General features: G+C 62.9%; 19 protein-coding genes. 7 read left to right on the top strand and 12 right to left on the bottom strand.

Going from position 1 to position 21,255, the window contains the following annotated elements; translation table 11 throughout:
• Both uvrB and NKH43_RS18565 read right to left on the bottom strand, forming a co-directional pair.
• On the bottom strand, window positions 1-3,096 hold a 3,096-nt coding region (gene uvrB, locus NKH43_RS18570), incomplete at its 3' end, for an excinuclease ABC subunit UvrB (protein ID WP_352859339.1).
• A gap of 113 nt (window positions 3,097-3,209) precedes the next feature.
• A complete protein-coding gene (locus NKH43_RS18565; RefSeq protein WP_352859337.1) occupies window positions 3,210-4,463 on the bottom strand; it encodes a hypothetical protein in 1,254 nt (417 codons plus the stop codon).
• Window positions 4,464-4,605: 142 nt separating this feature from the next.
• On the opposite strand from NKH43_RS18565, the gene NKH43_RS18560 reads away from it, so the two are divergent.
• Both NKH43_RS18560 and NKH43_RS18555 read left to right on the top strand, forming a co-directional pair.
• Window positions 4,606-5,643: a CapA family protein gene (locus tag NKH43_RS18560; protein WP_352859335.1), complete on the top strand. Its 1,038-nt coding sequence runs from the start codon at window positions 4,606-4,608 to the stop codon at window positions 5,641-5,643.
• A gap of 73 nt (window positions 5,644-5,716) precedes the next feature.
• Complete coding sequence (locus NKH43_RS18555) at window positions 5,717-6,688, top strand: hypothetical protein (protein WP_352859334.1); 972 nt, start codon at window positions 5,717-5,719, stop codon at window positions 6,686-6,688.
• A 14-nt stretch (window positions 6,689-6,702) separates the two neighbouring features.
• On the opposite strand, the gene NKH43_RS18550 is transcribed toward NKH43_RS18555, so the two are convergent.
• Complete coding sequence (locus tag NKH43_RS18550) at window positions 6,703-7,197, bottom strand: YegJ family protein (RefSeq protein ID WP_352859333.1); 495 nt, start codon at window positions 7,195-7,197, stop codon at window positions 6,703-6,705.
• A 118-nt stretch (window positions 7,198-7,315) separates the two neighbouring features.
• Here NKH43_RS18550 and NKH43_RS18545 point away from each other — a divergent pair, with 118 nt between their 5' ends.
• Window positions 7,316-8,938, top strand: a complete 1,623-nt coding sequence (locus NKH43_RS18545) for an FAD-binding oxidoreductase (RefSeq protein WP_352859331.1) — start codon at window positions 7,316-7,318, stop codon at window positions 8,936-8,938.
• 8 nt (window positions 8,939-8,946) lie between these two features.
• Here the strand turns inward: NKH43_RS18545 and NKH43_RS18540 are convergent, their stop codons facing one another.
• From NKH43_RS18540 to NKH43_RS18520, 5 genes are all read right to left on the bottom strand, one after another.
• Window positions 8,947-9,462 carry a hypothetical protein gene (locus NKH43_RS18540; RefSeq protein WP_023719159.1) on the bottom strand — a complete coding sequence of 172 codons (516 nt, stop codon included), beginning with the start codon at window positions 9,460-9,462 and terminating at the stop codon, window positions 8,947-8,949.
• Window positions 9,463-9,622: 160 nt separating this feature from the next.
• Window positions 9,623-10,753, bottom strand: a complete 1,131-nt coding sequence (locus NKH43_RS18535; protein WP_352859329.1) for a hypothetical protein — start codon at window positions 10,751-10,753, stop codon at window positions 9,623-9,625.
• Window positions 10,754-10,759: 6 nt separating this feature from the next.
• Window positions 10,760-11,194, bottom strand: a complete 435-nt coding sequence (locus NKH43_RS18530; RefSeq protein WP_352859327.1) for a hypothetical protein — start codon at window positions 11,192-11,194, stop codon at window positions 10,760-10,762.
• A 628-nt stretch (window positions 11,195-11,822) separates the two neighbouring features.
• Window positions 11,823-12,698 carry a sigma-70 family RNA polymerase sigma factor gene (locus NKH43_RS18525; RefSeq protein WP_352859325.1) on the bottom strand — a complete coding sequence of 292 codons (876 nt, stop codon included), beginning with the start codon at window positions 12,696-12,698 and terminating at the stop codon, window positions 11,823-11,825.
• Window positions 12,698-13,156 (bottom strand): carboxymuconolactone decarboxylase family protein, encoded by a 459-nt coding sequence (locus NKH43_RS18520; RefSeq protein ID WP_352859323.1) that lies wholly within the window; start codon window positions 13,154-13,156, stop codon window positions 12,698-12,700. The genes NKH43_RS18525 and NKH43_RS18520 overlap by 1 nt, the downstream gene beginning before the upstream one ends.
• A 213-nt stretch (window positions 13,157-13,369) precedes the next feature.
• Between NKH43_RS18520 and NKH43_RS18515 the strand changes: the two genes are divergently transcribed.
• Entirely contained in the window at window positions 13,370-14,308 is a 939-nt protein-coding gene (locus tag NKH43_RS18515) for a diacylglycerol/lipid kinase family protein (RefSeq protein ID WP_352815448.1), read from the top strand.
• A 105-nt stretch (window positions 14,309-14,413) separates the two neighbouring features.
• Here NKH43_RS18515 and NKH43_RS18510 read toward each other — a convergent pair whose 3' ends face one another.
• On the bottom strand, window positions 14,414-15,625 hold the full coding sequence (locus NKH43_RS18510) for a mandelate racemase/muconate lactonizing enzyme family protein (protein ID WP_352859321.1): 1,212 nt from the start codon (window positions 15,623-15,625) through the stop codon (window positions 14,414-14,416).
• Entirely contained in the window at window positions 15,622-17,238 is a 1,617-nt protein-coding gene (locus NKH43_RS18505; RefSeq protein ID WP_352859319.1) for a GMC family oxidoreductase, read from the bottom strand. The genes NKH43_RS18510 and NKH43_RS18505 overlap by 4 nt, the downstream gene beginning before the upstream one ends.
• 193 nt (window positions 17,239-17,431) lie before the next feature.
• Between NKH43_RS18505 and NKH43_RS18500 the strand changes: the two genes are divergently transcribed.
• Window positions 17,432-17,743, top strand: coding sequence for a hypothetical protein (locus NKH43_RS18500; RefSeq protein ID WP_352846644.1), 312 nt, complete (start codon window positions 17,432-17,434; stop codon window positions 17,741-17,743).
• 141 nt (window positions 17,744-17,884) lie between these two features.
• Entirely contained in the window at window positions 17,885-18,565 is a 681-nt protein-coding gene (locus NKH43_RS18495; protein WP_352859317.1) for a hypothetical protein, read from the top strand.
• A 35-nt stretch (window positions 18,566-18,600) separates the two neighbouring features.
• Here NKH43_RS18495 and NKH43_RS18490 read toward each other — a convergent pair whose 3' ends face one another.
• Together NKH43_RS18490 and NKH43_RS18485 are read right to left on the bottom strand one after the other, a co-directional pair.
• Window positions 18,601-19,185: a GNAT family N-acetyltransferase gene (locus NKH43_RS18490; RefSeq protein WP_352859315.1), complete on the bottom strand. Its 585-nt coding sequence runs from the start codon at window positions 19,183-19,185 to the stop codon at window positions 18,601-18,603.
• Between the two features lie 115 nt (window positions 19,186-19,300).
• The gene (locus tag NKH43_RS18485; RefSeq protein WP_352859313.1) at window positions 19,301-20,092 is read right to left on the bottom strand and encodes an alpha/beta fold hydrolase; all 792 of its coding nucleotides are present in this window, start codon (window positions 20,090-20,092) and stop codon (window positions 19,301-19,303) included.
• A gap of 106 nt (window positions 20,093-20,198) precedes the next feature.
• Between NKH43_RS18485 and NKH43_RS18480 the strand changes: the two genes are divergently transcribed.
• Window positions 20,199-21,125 (top strand): LysR family transcriptional regulator, encoded by a 927-nt coding sequence (locus NKH43_RS18480; RefSeq protein WP_352859312.1) that lies wholly within the window; start codon window positions 20,199-20,201, stop codon window positions 21,123-21,125.
• The last annotated feature ends 130 nt before the right edge of the window (window positions 21,126-21,255 follow it).

Raw genomic sequence — 21,255 nt, 5'->3', positions numbered from 1 at the left:
AGCGATTGGGTTACACCAGGGGCGGGGCCGATGGCAAGTGGTTGGCGCTGGAGCGAGCGGAGCGCCGAAGCTGCCAATCTCCCCCACACGGGGGGAGATTGCCTGTGGCTTTGCCGGCACCTTTCCTTCGATCGGCTTTTCTGTGCGCCGCACGGTCATCTCATCGAGCGAATTCTTCTTGAACAGCGGTTTTGTCGAGTCACCGGGGATGCCGAAATCGGAGCCGTGCGCTTCTTCGGCCGACTGTTTCTTGAACAGCGAACGGGACACCGCGCCGGCCGGCGTCGGCATGTCGGTGCCGGGTCCCATCGCGTCGAGCGAGGGCTTGGCGAAGAGCGGCTTCTTGACCGGCACGGCACCGTCGGCGCCCATTTCGTCGAGCTCCGGCTTGCGGAAGAGGTTGGGCCGTGCAGCCTTGGCTGCCTCTTCGGCGGCACGTGCCTCGTTGAGCTTGCGGAAACGCTCCTGTTCCTCTGATGTACGATGTTTGGCCACGCCCTTGTTGTGCTTGCCCTTTTCGCGGCCCGAGACCGGGCTTTCCATGTCGGCATATTTGGCCAAAGGATCGTCGGAGATGGACAGTTCCATCTCGCGCAGCCGCTTGATCTCGTCGCGGATGCGGGCCGCCTTCTCGAAATCGAGGTTGGCGGCGGCGTCGCGCATCTGCTTGTCCATCGCGTCGAGATGGGCTTTCAGATTGTTGCCCATCATCGCGCCGGCGCTGTCGGTGAACTGCGAGATGTCGGCGCGGACATGGTCCTTCTCGTAAACCGAGTCCAGGATGTCCGAAATGCGCGACTTGACCGATTCCGGGGTGATGCCGTTGGCCGCGTTCCACTCCATCTGCTTTTCGCGACGGCGGTTGGTCTCGGCCATCGCCCGCTCCATTGAGCCGGTGATCTGGTCGGCATAGAGGATGACCTTGCCGTCGACGTTTCTGGCGGCGCGGCCGATGGTCTGGATCAGCGATGTCTCGGAGCGCAGAAAACCTTCCTTGTCGGCATCGAGAATGGCGACGAAGCCGCATTCGGGAATGTCGAGGCCTTCGCGCAACAGGTTGATACCGACCAGCACGTCGAAGGCGCCGAGGCGCAGGTCGCGCAGGATCTCGATACGCTCCAGCGTGTCGATGTCGGAGTGCATGTAGCGCACGCGAATGCCTTGCTCATGCAGATATTCGGTCAAATCCTCGGCCATGCGTTTGGTCAGCACGGTGACCAGCGTGCGGTAGCCGGCCTTGGTGGTCTCGCGGATTTCGCCGACAACGTCGTCGACCTGGCTCTTGGCCGGGCGCACTTCGACCGGCGGGTCGATCAGGCCGGTCGGGCGGATGACCTGTTCGGCGAAGACGCCGCCGGACTGCTCCATCTCCCAGCCGCCGGGCGTTGCCGAAACCGCGACGGACAGCGGGCGCATGGCGTCCCACTCCTCGAAGCGCAGCGGCCGGTTGTCCATGCAGGACGGCAGGCGGAACCCGTACTCGGCCAACGTCGCCTTGCGGCGAAAGTCGCCGCGATACATGCCGCCGATCTGCGGTACGGTGACGTGGCTTTCGTCGACAAAGACCAACGCATTGTCGGGGATGTATTCGAACAAGGTCGGCGGCGGATCGCCCGGCTGGCGGCCGGTCAGATAGCGCGAGTAATTCTCGATGCCGGCGCAGGAGCCGGTCGCCTCAAGCATCTCCAGGTCGAAGCGGGTGCGCTGCTCCAGCCGCTGCGCCTCCAGCAACCGACCGGCCCGTTCGAGTTCGACCAGCCTATGCTTGAGTTCTTCCTTGATCGACTTGATGGCCTGGTTCAAGGTCGGGCGCGGTGTCACATAGTGCGAATTGGCGTAGATCTTGACGCTCTTCAGCTCGCCGGTCTTTTGGCCCGTCAGCGGATCGAATTCGGTGATCGCCTCGATCTCGTCGCCGAACAACGAGATGCGCCAGGCACGGTCCTCGAGGTGAGCCGGGAAGATCTCGATCGTGTCGCCGCGCACCCGGAACGAGCCGCGGACGAAGTTTATGTCCTGGCGCTTGTATTGCTGGGCGACGAGGTCGGCGAGCAACGCGCGCTGGTCTAGGCGGTCGCCGATCTCCATCTGGAAGGTCATCGCCGTATAGGTCTCGACCGAGCCGATACCGTAGATGCAGGAGACCGAGGCGACGATGATGACGTCGTCACGCTCGAGCAGCGAGCGCGTCGCCGAGTGGCGCATGCGATCGATCTGCTCGTTGATCGAGGATTCCTTCTCGATGTAGGTGTCGGTCCGGGGCACATAGGCCTCAGGCTGGTAATAGTCGTAGTAGCTGACAAAATACTCGACGGCGTTTTGCGGGAAGAATTTCTTGAACTCGGAATAGAGCTGCGCGGCAAGCGTCTTGTTGGGGGCCAGGATCAGAGCAGGGCGCTGCGTCTCCTCGATCACCTTGGCCATGGTGAAAGTCTTGCCGGAGCCGGTGACGCCGAGCAAAACCTGGGTGCGGTCGTTGCTGTTGACGCCCTCGACCAGATCCTTGATCGCCGTCGGCTGGTCGCCGGCCGGCTCGAAATCCGAGACCATCTTGATGGCGATGCCGCCTTCGGATTTCTCCGGTCGGGCAGGGCGGTGCGGCGTCCACAGCACGCCGTCCTTGTGCAGCGGATTGCCGGATTCGATCAGCGCCGACAGCGCCGCGACGGTGGCGGTGACGCCGCCCGAAGCCATGGTCTCGGCCTCTTCCAGTGAGACATCGAGGCCGGCGACAGGATTGAGACCGGCCGCGGTGCGCTCCCGCGCCGAAGCCGCGCCGCCCATCGAGGTGCCGCGTGCCGTACGGCCGGGGGAAGACGAGCGCTCGGGGATCTTTTTCGCCGACTTCGCTAATTTGCCGCCGACTTTGCCGGAAACGCGCCCTTCCTTCTCGGCTTCCTGCTCGATCTGCTCGGCCCAGTCGGCGATCGAGCCGGTTAGCGGCGCGCCGGTGAGCTCGGCCTGCGGCGCTTCGGCAAAGCCGTGCAGTGGCTCCGAGGCATCGAGGAAATCGGTCAGCGGACTGCGCCGCTTGGGCGGCGATGCGCGATCGTCATTCGCCGGCGGCGGCGTTTTCTTGTCGGAGAGTCTGGCCATGGCCCGAATATGGGAGGTATCGGCCAAAATGGAAAGAGCGGAGTGCCAAGGGGCGCGAGGCACAATCCAGCTGCTGACAGAAGGGTGTCAGGAGCACCGTCCAAGTTTCCCGCTCAATTAAACCAAAGCGCAAATGTCAGAAACCCGGCGCCGCCGAATTGGCGCTGGATCTGGTTGAACTCCTCGCTGGTGAGAATCTTGCCGCGTTCGAGATAGGGCGCGATGGCCGGGCCGGTGATCGCCAGCACCAGGTCGAAGGGCTTCGGCTCGTCGAAGAAGCGCTTCATGTTGATGCCTTTGTCGGCGATGCGGAAATGTGGCAGCAAGTTGCGGCCTTCCAGCAGATCCTCGGCCATGGCCAGGGCGGCGAGCCAGGCCTGCACCTGCTGCTCGCCGACCTCGAGGCCGGTGAGCGGGCTGGCGCCTTTCTGCTGCGGCCCGGGCAGCCATTCACGGTCATTGTCGGTTTCGGCGCGGATGGCTTTCCAGTCCTCGCGCGACAGCCGGATCATTTCCATGAGATGGCGGCGTGCCGCTTGCCGGCGCTCAGGCTCGACCACTTGCCAGTTGATGAGGTGCACCAGGGAGATGAAGTCGGCGAGCCGCCATTCGGACGACAGGATGCCGCCATTCATGCCACCGTCCAGCGGCACGAGCGTGTCCTGCAGCGGCAGTTTTGCGCGCGGGAACAGCATGTGGAAGGAGCCGTCGAAGGTGTTGCTGAAGTCATGCGCCAGCCAGAAATCGGCCTGCGCCATCAGGAACTCGGCATAGCCCTGCAACCAGTAACCGTCGGCGCGGTCGAAGCGGAAGGTGAGGGCGGGTGCGGCCGCGTCTGGCGCACCGCCGCCGCGTGACAGGGACGCCATGATCGCGGCGGCACTTTCGTCCGGCGCGATCTGGCCGTCCTCGTTGAGATCGATGCCGAGACGGGTCAGGTCGATGACCATGCCGATATCCGCGTCGGCGGGTACCGAGCCCAGCGTGGCTGCGGATTTCTCCAACCGGTCGCGGAAGGCGACGAGAATGGCGCGGAATTGTTCGTAGGTCAGCGGCTCGGGATCGACATTGTCCGGCACCGGCAGCCGCATCAGCGGCAGCATGAACGATTGCGGGCTGTCGAAACCGTGGCGGTGCAGACCGCCCGCCAGGATCTCCAGCGCGGTGAAGAATTCACCGGCGCCGGCGGCATAGGCCGATGCCGGATTGCCGGGCGCGGCGGCTTCCAGCGCGGCTAGCGCGCTGTCGCGCTCGGCCACGGTTTTTGCCTCGAACAGGGCCGTCGGTTCGGGAGCCGCGGCTCTGGCCGAGGACAGCGGCAGGAGAAGAACGATGGCGCCTGCCATCAGCCTGGAAAAACGCGTCATCGTGATCGCCCCTTTTGTCGCTCCGCAGTGGATCATACACGCATTTGGTTCGCGCGCCTGTAGCCCTGTGGTTCACCGATAACAGTCGACGCTTCAATCAATCCGGCGGACGGTCTACACAGGGCAAACGATTGGGCGTCGCGTGTCGAATTATCCGCTTTCCTACAAACTGTCCTGGCTGCCCCGTTTCCTCCGGCCTTCGCTCGGCGGCGCGGCTCGCGGCTTCGCTCCGATGGCGGCAGCCCTGCTCGAACCGGCGCCGGCGCGGACGGTGCGGCTGGCATTCGTCGGCGACATCTCGGCGGTGGCCAATCGTCGTGCGCCGGACTGCGATCCGGCGATCGCGGCGCTGCTCGCCTCGGCCGATCTCGTGGTCGGCAATTGCGAAAGCCCGGTCGTGGAACGGCCGAGCTCTGTTTTGGGTACGAGGTTCGGCACGCACCATGCGATGAGCGAGGGGTTTCTTGCCGAGGCGCTGGCCGCCGCCGGCATTTCGCTGGAAAGACTGGTGCTGTCGCTGGCCAACAACCATGTGCTCGACCAGGGCATTGCCGGCTTCGACGAGACTGTCGCCGCGATAGCGCGGCTCGGCAGCCGCACCATCGGTGCTGGGGCTCCAGTCGAACGGTTTGCGGTCGGGCCGCTGACCATCGGCCTTGCCGGCTTTACCCTGTGGCGCAACGCCGGCGCGGCTCAATTCGCGGGCCGAGTCTCGATGCAAGGCGATCCGACGCAATGGCCGCGCGGTGCCGCATCGGGTGTCGATCTCCTCTGCGCGGTGCCGCATTGGGATTGGGAGTTCCGGCATTTTCCGCGCGCAGAAACGCGAAAGCTCGCCCAGCGCCTGGCCGAACATGGCGTCGGCCTGGTCGCCGGACATCATGCCCATGTCGTGCAGCCGATCGAGCGGCTCGGCAAGACGCTCGTCGCCTATGGGCTCGGCGATTTCTTCGGCACCGCCTTCGCGCGCCAGCCATGGCCGAGCCGTATCGGCGCCATTCTCGTCGTCGACATCAGCGCCGATCCCGGCACGCGCGGGGCCATCGCCGCCTACCGGCTGCATGCCTTCATGCGGCTGCGCACCGGCGATCATGAGCGGCTGGTGCCGGTTGAAGCGCTGGCGGGAAAATCGAGGCAAAGGGTTCTGGCCCGCCTTGATGCGATCTTCGCCGCGCGCTGACGGCTGCGCTGACGCGGTCCACAAAACCGGCTATCATGCGCTACGCGGGCAGGCTTGTGGCGGCGGGTGGGCGATGGAAACAGCGGATTTCATGCCGAGCGAAGCGGTGATCGCCGGCATCAGGAAGAACATCGAGGCCTACGAGGCCGAAAGAGCTTCGGCCCATCGCCAGACGCGCTGGCGGGTGCCGATGTTCATCGGACTGCTGCTGGTGTTCGTGGCGCTTGTGGCCTGGCTTTTCAACGGGGTTGCCGACCCGAACGAGCAGTGGTTCTCGACCCCGCATGTGTTTCTCTATGTCGGCGGCTTCCTGGCGGCGATCCTGCTCTATTTCCAGGCGATCAAGCCGGCGGGCAAATTGCAGCAGTCGTTCCGCAGCACGCTGCTGCCGATCGTCTTCGGCTTCATCGAGGACATGCGGTACCGGCACAATATCAAGCCGAATTCGTTCGACCGGCTGCCGCGCGAGACGGTTGGTCCGTTCAGCCGGCAGTCTTTCGACGATGTTTTTTCCGGCCGCTATGAAGGGTTTCCGTTCGAGCTTTACGAAGCAGATCTCCGGGAAGGGACGGGCAAGAGCACGACAGCAGTATTCAAGGGCGTCATCGTCGCCTTCGAGACGATCGTGCCGTTCCCAGGCACATTGGTCGCCGCGCGCCGGACCAACAAGGTCGTCGGCTTCTTCCGCGGCATCTTCGGCAGCAAGATGCAGGAACTGTCCAGCGGCGCGCCGGAGCTCGATGCCGCCTACGAGTTCCGCACCGACAATATCGAGGCGGCGCGGCCGCTGGTGACCGGCCGGCTGGCGCAGGCGCTGCAATGGCTCGGCGAAACCCGGCCGCACGATCCGGCACGCATTGCGCTCAGCGGCAGTGACGGTTTCCTACTGCTGCCGCAGGAAAGGAATTTCTTCGAGCTGCCGGATATCTCCACGCGTCTCGACTACACCAAACACGTCGCGCCGATGATCGCCGACATGGGCGCGATCCTGGCGACCGCGGCACTGGTGCGAAAGATCGGCGTGAACGATGTAGAGGCCAGTTGAACTGGAATTCACCGTCAACAATCGAAGCCATAGTTCTGGCGATAATAGTCGGCGTCATCCTTCGACATTTTTTTGAAGAGAACGCAGACAGTGAAACTTCCCACCCTGCGGCCGTTCTTCATATAACCCCAGTCGGAAATATCGTCTCGGCTGAATTCGATCTCCTGGCCTGCCACGACGTTGTGAACGGTCTGCGGCTCGTTGTCCAAGGTTCCCGCAAATCCGGCCGCCGTACGGTGGAAGGGAATGACCCAGAAATGTTCCGTGGCGTCCCCGTCCCTGACCATGACTTTCAATTGGAAGTCGGCGGTTCCGGATGGCGGCGCGTCGGCCAATGCCAGGAAGTCGTCGAGACCGGCACGCGCCTGCTCGATAGCGGCCGCCATTTCCGGATCGTCGCCAGCTACGCTGACGACTTTGTCGTCGCCCTGACCAGGGGTTTGCGCGTCCGCTGATGCCGGAGCAAACGCGAGCAACAGGGCAAGCGCGGTACGGGCTGCAAGCTTCATGGTGAGACCGCTTTCGACATTTCCGCCAGACAAACCGGATCATCATTCGCCGAACGTCTGATTGGCAACTGGTTTTTGTCTCCATCAGGCGCTATTCCTGGGACAGTGGGGTGGGGCTATGATCGAGGAACGCAAGGGGTTTCGCCTGTCGCGGCGGTTGCTGCTTGGTGCGGCGGTGGTCGGCGGCGCGATGGTCTGGGGCGGGACGACCGTGGCGAGGCTGGCCCGCGGCCCGTCGGCGCAGAAGAATTCCGGGCGCATTGCCGACATTGACGGCATCGACCTGGCGCTGAAGCCGCTGGAGAACGCGCCAGCCTACGATCCGTCGCTGCCATGGCTGACCAAGGGCGGCGACATCAACGATGCCAGCGGCCTTTCGATGACGCCGGTCTACGGCGTTATCGAAGTCAGCGAGGAAAACCACATTGCGAGGGCGTTGGCCTTTGCCCGCACCAATGGCCTGAAGGTCTCGGTCGCGGCGGTGCGCCACTCGATGGGCGGCCACGCCTTCGACGATAACGCACTGGTCCTCGACATGCGCAAATTCAACAAGATCAGCGTCGATGCGGCGGCGAAGGCGATGACCTTGCAGCCGGGCGCGCGCTGGCACGACATCCAGAACCTTTTGCACCCGCGCCTCGCGGTGAAGGCGATGCAGTCGACCGACATCTTTTCGGTCGGCGGCTCGCTGTCGGTCAACGCGCATGGCATGGACCATCAGGCCGGCTCGGTCGCCGGCTCGATCCGTTCGATGCGGGTGATGCTGGCCGACGGCTCGGTGACGACCTGCTCACCGGCCGAAAACACCGAGCTGTTCCGCCACGTCGTCGGCGGCTACGGCCTGTTCGGCGTGGTGCTGGAGGCGACACTCGACATCGTCGACAACGCCGTCTACCGCACCTCGCGCGAGATCATCAAATCGGACGATTTCCCGACGTTCTTCGCCGAGGCGCTGGAGCCAAACAGGGCGATTGGTCTGTTTTATGGGCATCTGTCGACTGCGCCGGGCAATTTCCTCGAGGATATGATCGTCTATCGCTATGACAAGGTCGCCGACCAGCCGCCGGCCGACCAGCCGGCAATCGGTGAACCGGGCTCGGTTGGGCTCAAGCGGGTGATCATCAACCTGGCGAAATGGGGCAGCCTGTTCCAGGAGCTGAAATGGTTCACCGAAAAGACGCTGGAGCCGCAATTCGAGAGCTGCACGGTGGCGCGGACGGCGGCAATGGCCGAAGGCGAGGCCTGCCTGGTCACGCGCAACAACCCGATGCACGACTCAGTGCCCTATCTGTTCAACGACCTGCTCGACGAGACCGACATACTGCACGAATATTTCATCCCGCGGGCGGCCTATAACCCTTTCATCGCGGAAGCGCGCGAGATCCTGCGCAACCAGAGCCTGCCGGTGCTCAACGCTTCGGTACGCATCGTCCACAAGGAGGATGTGGCGCTGAATTATGCGCCTGAGCCGGCCTATTCGCTGGTGCTCTACATCAATCAGCCGACCGATGCCGACGGCAATGCCAGGATGCGGGCACTGACAAGGGCGCTGATCGACGTGACGATCAAGCATGGCGGGCGTTTTTTCCTGCCCTACCAGCTCCATTACACGGGCAAGGAGCTGCTTGCCTCCTATCCGGAACTGCCGTCCTTCCTGGCGAAGAAGCGGCAATACGATCCGGGAGAGCTGTTTTCGTCGACGTTTTACCGCGCCATCAAGGCACTGATCGGCACGGCCTGAACCGCCGGTTACAGACCGTCAGGCAGCTTCGCCGCCAGCCAGTTCGCCGAGCGCCTGGCGATGCCGATCGTTGCCGACGCGGCGCGGCCGAGATCGGTCTTGACCACGGCGTAACCGGTCTTCGTGCGGTAGAGCAGGGCGCTGCCGCCATCGACCGCCGCTTCGTAGGCGACCGGCCGGACGGCTTCTGTTTCCGTCGCCGTCGCCTGCGTTCCGACCGCTGCACTGGGCCGATGGCTCAGTTCTGCTGGCAGCGGCTCTGTCGCGGCCGTACTGGCCGTCGTCAATTCGGGCTCCGAAGTGGTCGCCGCGAGCTGCGATGACGAAGACGAGTTCTGTGTCCGGCAGATGCCCGAGACCAGCGGATAATCGAAATTGCGCTCGTGCAGCATCTGGCTTTTCATCGCCGCTTCGCATTCAGCGATGGTCGACCACTTGGCGGGCGTCTCGCCGATATATTCGCAAAGCCTGGCGTCGCAGTCGCAGCCGACGATGGTCATGGCGACAAGGGCGGTCTTGATCACGGTCTTGTCCCTCCGAATTGCCTGGCGCATGTGCGCAAGATCAAAGTGCTACGGCGTCATCAATCGTTGCGGAACAAGGCGGGATTTGGCCGCGATTGTGGAATGAGCGTGGCGGAGCATCACGCCACGTCTTGCCGAGGCTGGCTGCGACCGAAAGGCCTCAGTAGTCGTAGACGTGCTCGAGCCTGGCGCCCGCCGTCATCAGCGCCGGCAGCACGAGGTGCAGCTTGCGCACGGCGACGGTCAGGCCGGTGCGGCGCGTCGAAGGTTCCGCCGGAAGCGGGTAGCTGAACAAGGTGCGTGCGCCTTGGGGAACATTGATCTCGTCATTGGAAAGCATGGTGACCATGATCTCGTCATTGCCGCCGATCTCGACGAAGGAGACGCCCTTGCCGATCAGGCGCGGGATCATGTCGGTGAACACCTGATAGCGCCTGGTGACGAAGACCGTGCCGTCGGCGCCGAGATCGCGCTCCAGCAAGGTGTCGGGCTCGTTGCGGGTCACCTCGCTGACCGGACCCTTGGCCCAGACGTGGATGTCGAGCAAGGCCGGGTCGGTGGTGGCGGCGAGCGCCGACTTGATCAGATCGGCGTAACCCTGCTTGATGGTGTAGGCGAGGCCGAAGGCGAGCTTGCGTTCGCTGGTGCGGACGGCGCTGTCGTCCGCTGCCGGCTGGACGGCAAACAGGCCGGCACGCTTTTCGGCATAGGGAAACTGGTACCACGGCACCTGGTCGAGAAAACCAGCATAGTCGGCCGCCACCTCGGCCTGGTAGATGTCGACGGCGGTGCGCTTGCCGGCCGTCGCTTCGGTAATGCGGCCGACAGTATTTTCATAGGCCCACTGGATGGCGTGCTCGATCGTGTGGCTGGTGCCGATGATCACCACCATCTGGTGGTTGTCGAGGTTGAACTTGTAGGCGGAGCTGGCGCGGACCACCATCGCATAGTCCTGCCAGAAGCGGCCGATATAGGAGAGATAGGGAAAACCGCTCGGCTGGTTCTTGTCGACGAAGCCGGCATATTCGCGGGCGGCGTAGACGATGGCCCATTCCGGATAGGTCAGAAAGGTCGATTCCTCCGGCCGCTGGTAGCCGGGGATCTCGGCAAGTACCTTGTCGGCCAGCGCCTTTGGCGGGGCACCCTCGGCGATCCCCGGCAATGGTGTTGTGTCCAGCGACGGCGTTGTGAGAAAGCCGTACGCCAGCCCGGCGATCGGGATCAAGACGACAATGACGACAAGCCAGAGGATCGCCTTGATGATGCGCTTCAGCAAGCGGAACAGGAACATGGCCGGTCAGGCCGTGGCGAAATGGTCGTACACGCGTTTCGACAGCCAGAACCCGACATAGACGGCGAAGCCGCCGATGACGATGTGCGGCAGGTTGGCGAAAAAGCGGGCCGGGAATTCGATGTCGTTCAAGGAGCGGAAGCCGTTGATGAAAATGCCGCCATCGAGGCAGCCGGAACCGGTGACCAGGCCGAGCACGCCGTCGAACAGATAGACCGAGCCGAACAGCTTGAAATAGAACACCGCCTGGCGGTGCGAGATGAAGGCGGCGGCCAGCGCCCAGACGCCGGAGAAGGCGTGCAGCAAATCGTCATACCATTGCAGCGAGAACAGGCCGAACAGATTGCCGCCGGCATCGTTGAAGGCCAGCACATAGCCGATCGCAACAACACCGAAGAACAGGAAAGCATAGGCAACAGCAAGCTTCTGGATGAGCGTCATGAAGTATCCCCCTGCCGTCAGCCTTCTCAAACGGCCCCCGACGGCTAATGGATAGTAGCTGATTTTGGCGCAGGGTGAAGCGTCGCCGGCAAAATCGTCAGGCGGAGCCACAAAGACAGTCGGCGCCGGGATTTCTCCCAGCGCCTCCCTGTCAGATCAGGACACGGTCGCGGCGGCAACTCCCGAAAGATGTCGCGCCATGCCGGCCTTGATTTTGACGGTCCTGCCAGTCGCCACCCGAGGGCAGCGTCCGTTCCGGACCACGCCGGTCTCCACTCTTGCGAGCTTTGCCCAGCGCGCCATCGAAGGTTTTTGCCGTCCTTCATGGCAGCATCGGTCCGCCGTTGGCGTTCGCACGCTTTCCGCGGCCCCGTAGGTCTCGGCTTCCATCCCTCCAACAAGCAAGCCTGTTCTCGTTCAGGGCCGTACGGGCCTCAGGAAATCCGCCGTTCCGCTTTGCCTTTCGGCGTGGCGATCGGTAGCCGCCTGAGATGGGTTTAATGTACGCCGGATAAGCGTTTGGCGAAACTGCCGCGCGCCTGTGGATAGCGGGATTATCGGGGACTAAGGCGCGTATTCGCAGAGGGGTTCGTGGGCAGTTGATTGGCGGTGCCCGCCTGCCAAGCCGTCAATGCAGGGTGTCAGCCATGTGCCTGAGCTTATCGGGTTTGCGCACGACATAGATGGCGACGACGCGACCATCCTCAATCTCCAGCGCAGTCGTTTGGAGAATGTCGCCTCGCTCGATGGTGATGAACCCCGGCAGGCCGTTGATAAAGCCATAGCGCAGCAGGCGAGATCGGCTCACCGCATAGACAGACGCGAACGTCGCGTACTGGCGCATGACATCATCGAGCCCAATGGCCGGGGCCTTTCGCGCCGGTGCCTTGCCGCCGCCATCGGCGTAGAGCGTGACGTCCGCCGCGAGCAGTGCGCGCAGGCCGTCCAACTTGCCGTCCCGGGACGCGGCGAAGAAGGCTTCGACGATCTCCAGGCCCTGTTCCCGCGGCACGGGATAGCGAGGGCGGTCGGCGCGGACGTGGGCTCTCGCCCGGCTGGCGAGCTGGCGACAGGTGGCGGGCTCGCGGCCGATCGTGGCCGCGACCTCGGCGAAGTCGAGGCCGAACACGTCATGAAGCAGGAAGGCAGCGCGCTCCAGCGGCGACAGGCGCTTCAGCGCCATCAGCAAGGGCAAGGTTACGTCATCGGTCTCGTCCTCAGCTGATTCCATAACCGGCTCAGGCAGCCAGGGGCCGACATAGGTCTCGCGCCGCCGCCGCACCGACTTGAGCCGGTCCAGGCACAAACGCGTGACGACCCGGCGCAGAAAAGTTTCCGGTTCGCGCACCGCGTTTCGGTCGACATCGAGCCAGCGCAAGAAAGCGTCCTGGAGAACGTCCTCCGCGTCCGCGATCGAGCCCAGCATTCGATATGCAACGCGGACAAGGGTCGGACGTAGGGGATCGAAGACGACAGCGGCGTCCTGGCCCGATGCGGGTGCCATCAGGCGGCCTGCCGTTCCTCAGCCGCGTGTACGGAACGAAAGCCGATCCTGATGCGGTTCCAGGCGTTGACTTGCGCGATCAGCAAGGTGAGCCTCACCTGCTCGTCCTCGGTAAAATGCTGGCGCAGCGCCTGGTAGACATCGTCAGGCGCACGGGTCTCGGACACCAGCGTCAGCGCCTCGGTCCAGCCCAGCGCGGCCCGCTCGCGGTCGGAATATAGCGCGGACTCGCGCCAGGCGCTGAGAAGATGGAGCCGGTCCTCGGTCTCTCCGTACTTGCGGGCATCTTCAACGTGATGGTGGATGCAGAAGGCGCATCCGTTGATCTGTGATGCCCGCGTCATGACAAGTTCCCTCAACAAGGGCTCGAGACCGCTGGTCTGAATTGTTTTTCCCAGCTCGATCCACGGCCGCATTGCCGCGGGGCTGGCGGTAAAGGGGTTTAGCCTGGGTGCCATCGTGATCTCCTTTCAAGGGTTTCCGGAGACATGACGAGTTGGATTTGCCGAATGTGACATGAGCTGGACTCTTTTTCAGCCAAGTCTCAGCCGAAATCGCTTTTCATGCTCGATCGCATTGTCGGACATTCGTCCCTTGCCCCGCGGCTCGGCGCGGGCTTCAATGCCGGCAAATGATTGGAAGGCGTGTTCGATGGCCTTGGGGAGGCAGGCTTGAAGGTCGCGGTGGTTCTCAATCCGATCGCCGGCGGCGGCAGGCTCAAGCGGCATTGGCCCGAAGTTGCGGCTTCGCTGAAAAGACATTTCGGCGATTTCGAGCTGCGTGAAACGCAGGCCGAGGGGGATGCCGAACGGCTGGCGCTCGACCTTGCCGCCATCGGCTTCGAGCTGGTGATCGCGGCCGGCGGCGACGGCACCGCCAGCGAGGTCGCCGACGGGCTGCTGAAGGCTTTCCGGGAAAGCGGCCGGACGGCCGAACTCGGGCTGCTGCCTTGCGGCACCGGCATCGACTTCGCCCGCGGGCTCGGCCTGTCGGACAATGTCGACCTGACACTGAAGCGGATTGCCGAGGCCAAGGGGCGCAAGGTCGATGCCGGATGCATCAGCTATGTCGACGACCATGGCGCGCTGGCCAGCCGCCATTTCATCAACATCGCCAGCCTCGGGCTTTCCGGCGCCGCCGACCGAGCGGTCAATGCCGACAAGCGCAAGGGCAAGGTTTCGGCCAAGGCGTTGTTCTATTGGCGCACGGTCTGGGAGTTCCTCCGCTACCGCTTCCAGGAGGTTGCGATCACTGTCGACGACGGTGCCCCGGTCGAGGCGCGCATGGCGCTGGTGGCGGTGGCAAACGGAAAATTCTTTGGCGGCGGCATGATGATCGCGCCCGACGCCGAGCTTAACGACGGCGAGTTCGACATCGTTATCCTGCGCGCCGCCGGCAAGCTGAAGCTGATCTGGGACATCCGCCTGCTCTATGGCGGGCGGCACCGCAACCATCCGGCGATCACCATCCTGCGCGGCAAGAAAGTGGTTGTCGAGCCGCTCGGCGATGTGCAAAAGAACGCCGCGCTGATCGACATAGACGGCGAATCGCCGGGTCGCATACCGGCGACCTTCGAGATCCTGCCCGGCGCATTGACGCTGAGATATTGAATCAAGCCGTTGAGGGATTGATTCAAGTTGTTTCGGCGGTGATTCCGATCCTAGGTCCAGCACGTTGAAATCGCGTGACATTGTTGGTAGGTCCCGCTGGACAACTCACGGCATCAACGGTGTCTGCATCATCTGCAAATGCAGGTCCTTGCCGGTCCAGGGATGCGCCTCGCAGACGGCCTCATCGAGCTCGACGCCGAGGCCCGGCTCCTTAGACGGGATGACGTTGCCGTCCTGCCATTCGATCTTCTTCTTGAGCAGCTTCTCGTGAAAACCGTCCCACTGCTTCAGTGATTCCAGAATGAGGAAGTTGGGCAGCGTCACCGCAAGCTGGATGTTGGCGGCGCCGACGATCGGCCCGCAATAGCAATGCGGCGCGACCTGGATGTGATAGGCCTCGGCCATGGCGGCGATCTTCTTGGTTTCGAGAATGCCGCCGGAGCGGCCAAGGTCGGGTTGAAGAATGGTCGCGGCACGGTTCTCGATGACCCGGGCAAATTCGAACTTGGTCGTCAGTCTTTCCCCTGTCGCGATCGGGATCGAAGTGCCGCGCGCCACTTGAGCCATGACCTCGGGCATGTCGGGCGGCACCGGCTCCTCGAACCACAGCGGATCATAGGGCTCGATGGCGCGGGCGAGGCGCAATGCACCCGAAGCGGTGAACTGGCCGTGCGTGCCGAACAGGATGTCGGCTCTGGTGCCGACTGCCTCGCGGATCGCCTTGACCATGCGGGCGGAGAGGTCGATGTCGACGAGGCGCGGCTGGTGCCCATCGAAGGCGGTGTAGGGGCCGGCCGGATCGAGCTTGACCGCATTGAAACCCTGCTCGACATATTCGAGCGCGCAGGCGGCGGCCAGATCAGGATCGTTGTAGACGTTCTTGCCGCGCGCATCCTCGGAGTGGACGCTGCCGGTGTGCGGATAAAGGTAGGTATAGGAACGCAGCGTTTCGTGCACCTGGCCGCCAAGCAGCTTGTAGACCGGCTTGCCGGCCTCCTTGCCGATAATGTCCCAGCAGGCGATTTCGAGCGCCGAGAAACAGCCCATGCCCGACACGTCGGGGCGCTGGGTGAAGCCGGACGAATAGGCGCGGCGGAAGAAGGTCTCGACGTCGTGCGGATCGCGGCCGACGAGATAGCGCTCTGCCATATCCTCGACCATTTTTGCGGTGACATGGGCCGAGAAGGTGGCGTTGTAAGCCTCGCCATAGCCGACGACGCCGCCATCGGTGGTGAGCTTGACGAAGATGAAATACTTGCCGCCGATGCCGGGCGGCGGATTGCCGACCACCCAGGTCTTGACGTCGGTGATTTTCATTTTTGATCCTCCAGAACCAGTTCGGCGCCCTTCCATCCGGTCATGATCGCGGCGGCGTTGGTGTTGCCGGTGATGTTGTCGGGAAAGATCGAGGCGTCGATGACGCGCAACGCCTGGATGCCGTGCACCCTGAGGCGCGGATCGACGACGGCGCGCGCCGCGTCCGGCCCCATGCGGCAGGTCGAGACCGGGTGATAGACGGTGCCCGAGCGCTTCCTGAAATCCTGAACGAGATCCGCATCGGAGGTGATCGACGGACCGGGCAAAACCTCCTCTTCGATGATCTCGGCCATCGCCGGCATCGAAGCGATCTTCCTGACGAATTTCACCGCCGCCAGCATTTCGGCGACATCCGCCTCGGTCGAAAAGGCGTTGGCAACGATCTTTGGGTAATCGCGCGGATTGGCGGAACGGATCATGATTTCGCCGCGGCTCGACGGACGGCAGTTGGAGAGCCCGATGGAAAAGCCCGGCCATGGATCGGGCGTCAGGATCGGCCGTTCGCCACTCTTCGGAATGACCGTCGAAAACGCCTGGAAATAGAGCTGCATGTTGGGCCGTGCCGTGGCCGGATCGGTGCGGAAGAAGCCGCCGGCATTGTTCATCGACAGCGACAGCGGGCCTGACCGCAAAAACACGTACTGCATGCCGACCAGCAGCTTGCCCCACCACGGGCGCAGGATCTGGTTGAGCGTCGGCTGCCTGCCCTTGAAAGTGTAATTGATGCCGACATGATCCTGCAGGTTTGCCCCGACATTCTCATTGGCGTGAACGACAGGAATGCCGAGCGCGCCAAGAAGCGCCGACGGGCCGACACCGGAAAGCTGCAGCAGTTGCGGCGAATTGACCGAACCGCCCGACAGGATGATTTCGCGGCCGGCGCGAGCGGCCTTCGTCACGCCATTCTGGAGATACTCGACGCCGACCGCGCGCTTGCCTTCGAACAGGATTTTTGTCGCCAGCGCGTTGATCTCGACGCGGACATTTTTGCGCTTCATCGCCGGGCGCAGGAAGGCGCGCGCCGCCGACATGCGGCGGCCGTTCCTGGTGGTGATCTGGTAGACGCCGACGCCTTCCTGCGAGGCGCCGTTGAAATCCGGGTTGAGCGGCAGGCCGGCCTGGTTGGCGGCGGCGAGATAGCGCTTGGTGAGCGGATGGACGGAGGTCGAGCAGTCGCTGACATGCAGCGGCCCGCCGACGCCGCGCCATTGGTCGGCGCCGGCCTGGTTATCCTCCAGCGCCTTGAAAGCGGGCAGCAGGTCGTCGAAGCCCCAGCCGGGATTGCCGGCCGCTGCCCAAGCGTCGAAATCCTCGCGCGCGCCCCTGATCCAGACCATGGCGTTGATCGAACTCGAGCCACCGAGCAGCTTGCCGCGCGGCCAATGGTCGACATTGCCGGCCAGGCCCGGATCCGGCTCGGCCTTGTAGTTCCAGTTGACCGCCGGGTCGAAGAAGGTTTTGCCGTAGCCGAGCGGCATCTGCACGTAGAAGCGGCGGTCGCTGCCGCCGGCCTCGAGCACCAGCACCGAGAAGCGGCCGGAAGCCGACAGCCTTTCGGCCAGGACCGAACCGGCCGAGCCGGAACCGACGATGATGAAGTCATAGGTCTGCATGGTGGATAAAGATGGCCCTAATTTTCGTCCAGCCTAGACGCCGCAGACCGCCGCCATCACCGGAGCTTCCGGCATCGCTTGTGAAAAAAGCGACCGGCGATACCCGGTTTGGATTTCAGCTCGCGACCACCCGTTGCGGACGTTAGCCTCGGAAACTACGCTGGGAGCGCTCGGCTGGCACTGGAGGATGGGAATGCAGCAATTTGGGCGGGATGCACCATTGCCGGATCAAATGCAGGGCAAGTGGGTCGACGCTGATGATCCAACGGTCGAACTCATTATCTCGGGAGGTTGCATCACCTGCTTCGGTGAGGGCGTTGCATACGATTATAAGGAAATTCATCAAGTAGACGGTGCGCTGACGGTGAGTTTGAAGGTCAACGACCCCGCGGTCGAAGATAGCTTCGAACGGGCGAACATCACAGGGTTGATAATCATGCCCGACGGTGATTTTCACGTCTACAATGTGAGGTTCGCCAGCCGGTTCATTCGCCCGGAGACGTAAGCTTGCCAAGCTGCGATCCGCTGCAGAAGTCTAGCTGTTGCAATGTCGGTGAGCGCCTCGCTACGGCTTTGATTGATCCGTTTGCGTTCAGTAATGTTCGCCGGTGACGCTCAACATTACGATTGCCGTTGAAGAGGTTAGATGTTCTCCAGCTTGATCGAAAGATTTCGTCGGCAGCCAGACCTCGGTCGTGCGCCTCAGCATGGTAAAGCGTTGGGCGACATTGCCGCTGGAGCATTGGAAGGCGGGTTGGCATCCGATTTTCAACGAGTAGGGGATTTGTTCTGGGTTGGCCGTCCAACAGATCACATACGCTATCTGCTGACATTTCAGGCGCTGAAAGGCATGACCTTCTCCGCCTGTTGGGGCGTCTCGATCGACTTTGTACCAATTTTCAGAGGCGGAAGCCTCCGGTGGAAAAGAACGGCGAAGTCAGCGAATTTTGACCTTTGCATTGACCCGATTGATTCATCGGGCCGGATTCCCAACTGGTGCTCATTCTATAGTAACGATAGCGCCTATCGGGTTGAACGCGCCGCGTTGGCGGCGCTCAATGCTGCCCAGCGGGACTGGTCCAGAATCACCACACTAAAGGACGTTGCTGCTAGTTTCGAACGACGATCAAAGAGGAAATTTCGACGTTTTTCGTTGGAAAACTATGTGCAGACAGACCTCGCCTGGGGCTTGGCCCTTGTTGCCATTGGAGACGCGGATCGGGGCCAGCATCACATCGATGCATTTTGTGAGCAATTTGCCATTGCGCCGGAGACGACCATCCTCGCAAAAGCGAGAAGCGAAGCGGGTGCAATAGCGGATGGATGACAACTTTCCACCCATAGCCGAACTTCAAGCTGCGATCACAGGCGATGATCGGCAATCTGCTTGAATTCATAGCGCATGATCGGGCGGGCCGGCGTCCTGCGAGCGACGACCTTGAACCCGGCGCGCGCGAAGGTGGAGGCATATCCGCTGCCGGAAGCGCTCGGCGATACGTCGGCGTCGAAAGGATAGGCTTCGAGTGCGGGAGCTTTTGCGCGCCTTGCGACTTCCAGTGCCTGCGCAATCAGCTGGAATGTTACGCCCCGCCGGCGGTATTGTTTTCGCACGTAGAGGCAGGACAGGGACCAGACCGGCCTGTCATCCACGCGCTTGAGCTGCCATAGCCGATCGAGCCAGGGCAGGGCATCCCGCGGCGTCACCTGGCACCAGCCGACAGCCATATCGCCGTCGAAAGCAAGCAAACCCGGAGGCGGACCATGCTGGACGGCTTGCCGGAACGCCGCCTTGTTTTCCTCGCCAGGTCGCTTTCGATAAGAACGACCGATCCGCCCGTACATACACCAACAACGACTGCAGACGGCGCTCTCACCGAACAGGTCCTCGAGCGCCGGCCACAGATCGGGCGTCAGTGGGCGAAAGCCAAGTTCCATGTCAGCCGTCATCCGCTATCGATGTTACCAGTCTAGCCTGCACTGCGCGCTAGCGCATCATAGGTTGCGGTCCATGCGGGTGATGTTCGAAACGGGGCTTCACTCAGCATCCCCGTCGTGCTCCGGCTCAGCGTAGAAAACCGAGCACGGCCTGCATGAACTCTGCAGGGTACTCGACGTTCGACAAGTGAACCGCGGGCAGGACAACCAGTTTCACGCCGGGCACCGTCGCGGCGATCAGATCGCTATGGCTGGCGGCTGTGACAGTGTCGTGCTGGCCGGCGATCACCAGCGTTGGCCTGGAAATCAGAGCCACGGTTCGGCGAAGGTCCGCATCGCGAACCGCTGCGAACAAACCAGCCAAGCCTTGCCGGTCTATGCCCAGCAGCATGGTGCGAAATGCTTCAATGACGGGCCCGCTGGCCGCCAGCATGTTTGCAGGAAACCAGTTGCCCAGGAACATCTCGGCGGTTTCGGACATGTCCGGCGCCTGCAGCACGGCGACAATCCGTTCGTCAAACTGCTTTGCTGGTCCGAGGTAGGATGAGGTGTTGCTCAGGATCAGGCGATCGATCCGCTCGGGCGCGTGGATGCCGAGCCACTGCCCGACGAAGCCGCCCAACGACAGACCGAGGAAGTGTACGCGTTCAATGCCCAGGGCGTCGAGCAACTCGATCACGTCGCGGCCAAGCCGGTCGAGCGAATAAGCACCGGCCGGAACACTCGACCCTCCGTGGCCGCGAAAGTCATAGCGCAGAACACGGAAATGCTTCGACAGCTCGTTGACCTGCAAGTCCCACATCCGCAGCGTGGTGGCGATGGAATTCGACAGCATCAGCACGGGCTTCCCGGCGTCGCCGTCGATGCGGTAGGCGATGCGGGTACCATCGCCGACGGTCACGAAATCCAGCTCATTCATGGTGAATACACCTTCCTTCTTGGAGCGTTGAATGTGGCAAAGCCTAGCTGCGGCGCGCTTTTGATGATATTACAAAGATAGGACTATCTCTGTAATAGAAGCTGACATGGCCGAATTCACCCTGCACGACCTGCAATGCTTCGATGCCGTGGTCCGCTGCGGCGGCTTTCAGCCTGCGGCGGCCATGCTGCATCGCTCGCACCCGGCGGTGTTCGCCGCCGTTGCAAAGCTGGAGCGGCAACTCGACCTCGTTCTCTTGGATCGCAGCGGCTATCGCGTGCGCCCCACCGAGGCAGGGCTGTCATTCCATCGCAGGGCACAATCGCTGCTGCGCGAGCTCGAGGGCTTGCGGCTTCATGCTGCTCAGCTGTCAATGGGCGAAGAAAGCGAGATCCATGTGGTGATCGGCGACCTGTGCCCGCGCCCGCAGGCATTGGGCATGCTCGGACAGTTCTTCGCCCAGTGTCCGGGCACACGCCTGCACCTGCATTTCGAGGCGGTGGGCGGCCCGTGGGAGCGCCTCTTCGATGACGAAGCCGATTTGATCCTGCACTGGATCGGCAAGAGCGATCCGCGGGTGGAATGGGTCGATCTGTGCAAGGTGCCCTTCGTCCCAGTAGTAGCGTCGGGCTTTCTGCCGGAGCGCATCAAGCACCCCATCACGCCGGATCAGATGCACGCGTTCACCCAATGTGTCATGCGCGACACGGCCCGCCATTCACCGCGACAAGACTACTTCATGATCGAGGGTGCGCCGCAATGCATGGTGGCCGATCAGGGCATGAAGAAGGAAATCATCCTGCAGGGCCTCGGATGGGGCCATATGCCCCGCTTCCTGATCGAGGAAGAGCTGCACGATGGACGCCTGCAATCCATTGCCGGTCGTCATCTGCCAGGCCGTACCGAGGAGTTGGTGGTGGCGCGCCGCCGCGACCGGCCGCACGGGCCGATCTCGAACCGTCTGTGGGATTATATCGAGCAAGAGGCGCCGACGTTGCGCCGGGCGCTCGAGCCTCGGAAGCCTGTCCAGTAGGCAAAGCCGGGGCTCGGCAAGGCCGTTCAGCGGACGGCCAAACCAGCGGCCTTACCCGCTTAAATTGATTGCTGCATAATCTGCAGCAGTGAACTGCATCCCATCGCTATTCCCGCTGTTTATGAGGTGC

Origin of the sequence: Mesorhizobium sp. M1163 (genome assembly GCF_040318415.1) — a bacterium.
GTDB lineage: Bacteria > Pseudomonadota > Alphaproteobacteria > Rhizobiales > Rhizobiaceae > Mesorhizobium.
The sequence above is the reverse complement of the archived record's forward strand: the minus strand, read 5'-3'. Positions and strand labels throughout refer to the sequence as shown.

Excerpts from the sequence above, each read along its gene's own strand:
- NKH43_RS18565 (WP_352859337.1), bottom strand. The coding sequence starts at position 4,463 with ATGACGCGTTTTTCCAGGCTGATGGCAGGCGCCATCGTTCTTCTCCTG.
- NKH43_RS18555 (WP_352859334.1), top strand. The coding sequence starts at position 5,717 with ATGGAAACAGCGGATTTCATGCCGAGCGAAGCGGTGATCGCCGGCATC.
- NKH43_RS18550 (WP_352859333.1), bottom strand. The coding sequence starts at position 7,197 with ATGAAGCTTGCAGCCCGTACCGCGCTTGCCCTGTTGCTCGCGTTTGCT.
- NKH43_RS18545 (WP_352859331.1), top strand. The coding sequence starts at position 7,316 with ATGATCGAGGAACGCAAGGGGTTTCGCCTGTCGCGGCGGTTGCTGCTT.
- NKH43_RS18535 (WP_352859329.1), bottom strand. The coding sequence starts at position 10,753 with ATGTTCCTGTTCCGCTTGCTGAAGCGCATCATCAAGGCGATCCTCTGG.
- NKH43_RS18530 (WP_352859327.1), bottom strand. The coding sequence starts at position 11,194 with ATGACGCTCATCCAGAAGCTTGCTGTTGCCTATGCTTTCCTGTTCTTC.
- NKH43_RS18525 (WP_352859325.1), bottom strand. The coding sequence starts at position 12,698 with ATGGCACCCGCATCGGGCCAGGACGCCGCTGTCGTCTTCGATCCCCTA.
- NKH43_RS18520 (WP_352859323.1), bottom strand. The coding sequence starts at position 13,156 with ATGGCACCCAGGCTAAACCCCTTTACCGCCAGCCCCGCGGCAATGCGG.
- NKH43_RS18510 (WP_352859321.1), bottom strand. The coding sequence starts at position 15,625 with ATGAAAATCACCGACGTCAAGACCTGGGTGGTCGGCAATCCGCCGCCC.
- NKH43_RS18505 (WP_352859319.1), bottom strand. The coding sequence starts at position 17,238 with ATGCAGACCTATGACTTCATCATCGTCGGTTCCGGCTCGGCCGGTTCG.
- NKH43_RS18500 (WP_352846644.1), top strand. The coding sequence starts at position 17,432 with ATGCAGCAATTTGGGCGGGATGCACCATTGCCGGATCAAATGCAGGGC.
- NKH43_RS18495 (WP_352859317.1), top strand. The coding sequence starts at position 17,885 with ATGTTCTCCAGCTTGATCGAAAGATTTCGTCGGCAGCCAGACCTCGGT.
- NKH43_RS18490 (WP_352859315.1), bottom strand. The coding sequence starts at position 19,185 with ATGACGGCTGACATGGAACTTGGCTTTCGCCCACTGACGCCCGATCTG.
- NKH43_RS18485 (WP_352859313.1), bottom strand. The coding sequence starts at position 20,092 with ATGAATGAGCTGGATTTCGTGACCGTCGGCGATGGTACCCGCATCGCC.
- NKH43_RS18480 (WP_352859312.1), top strand. The coding sequence starts at position 20,199 with ATGGCCGAATTCACCCTGCACGACCTGCAATGCTTCGATGCCGTGGTC.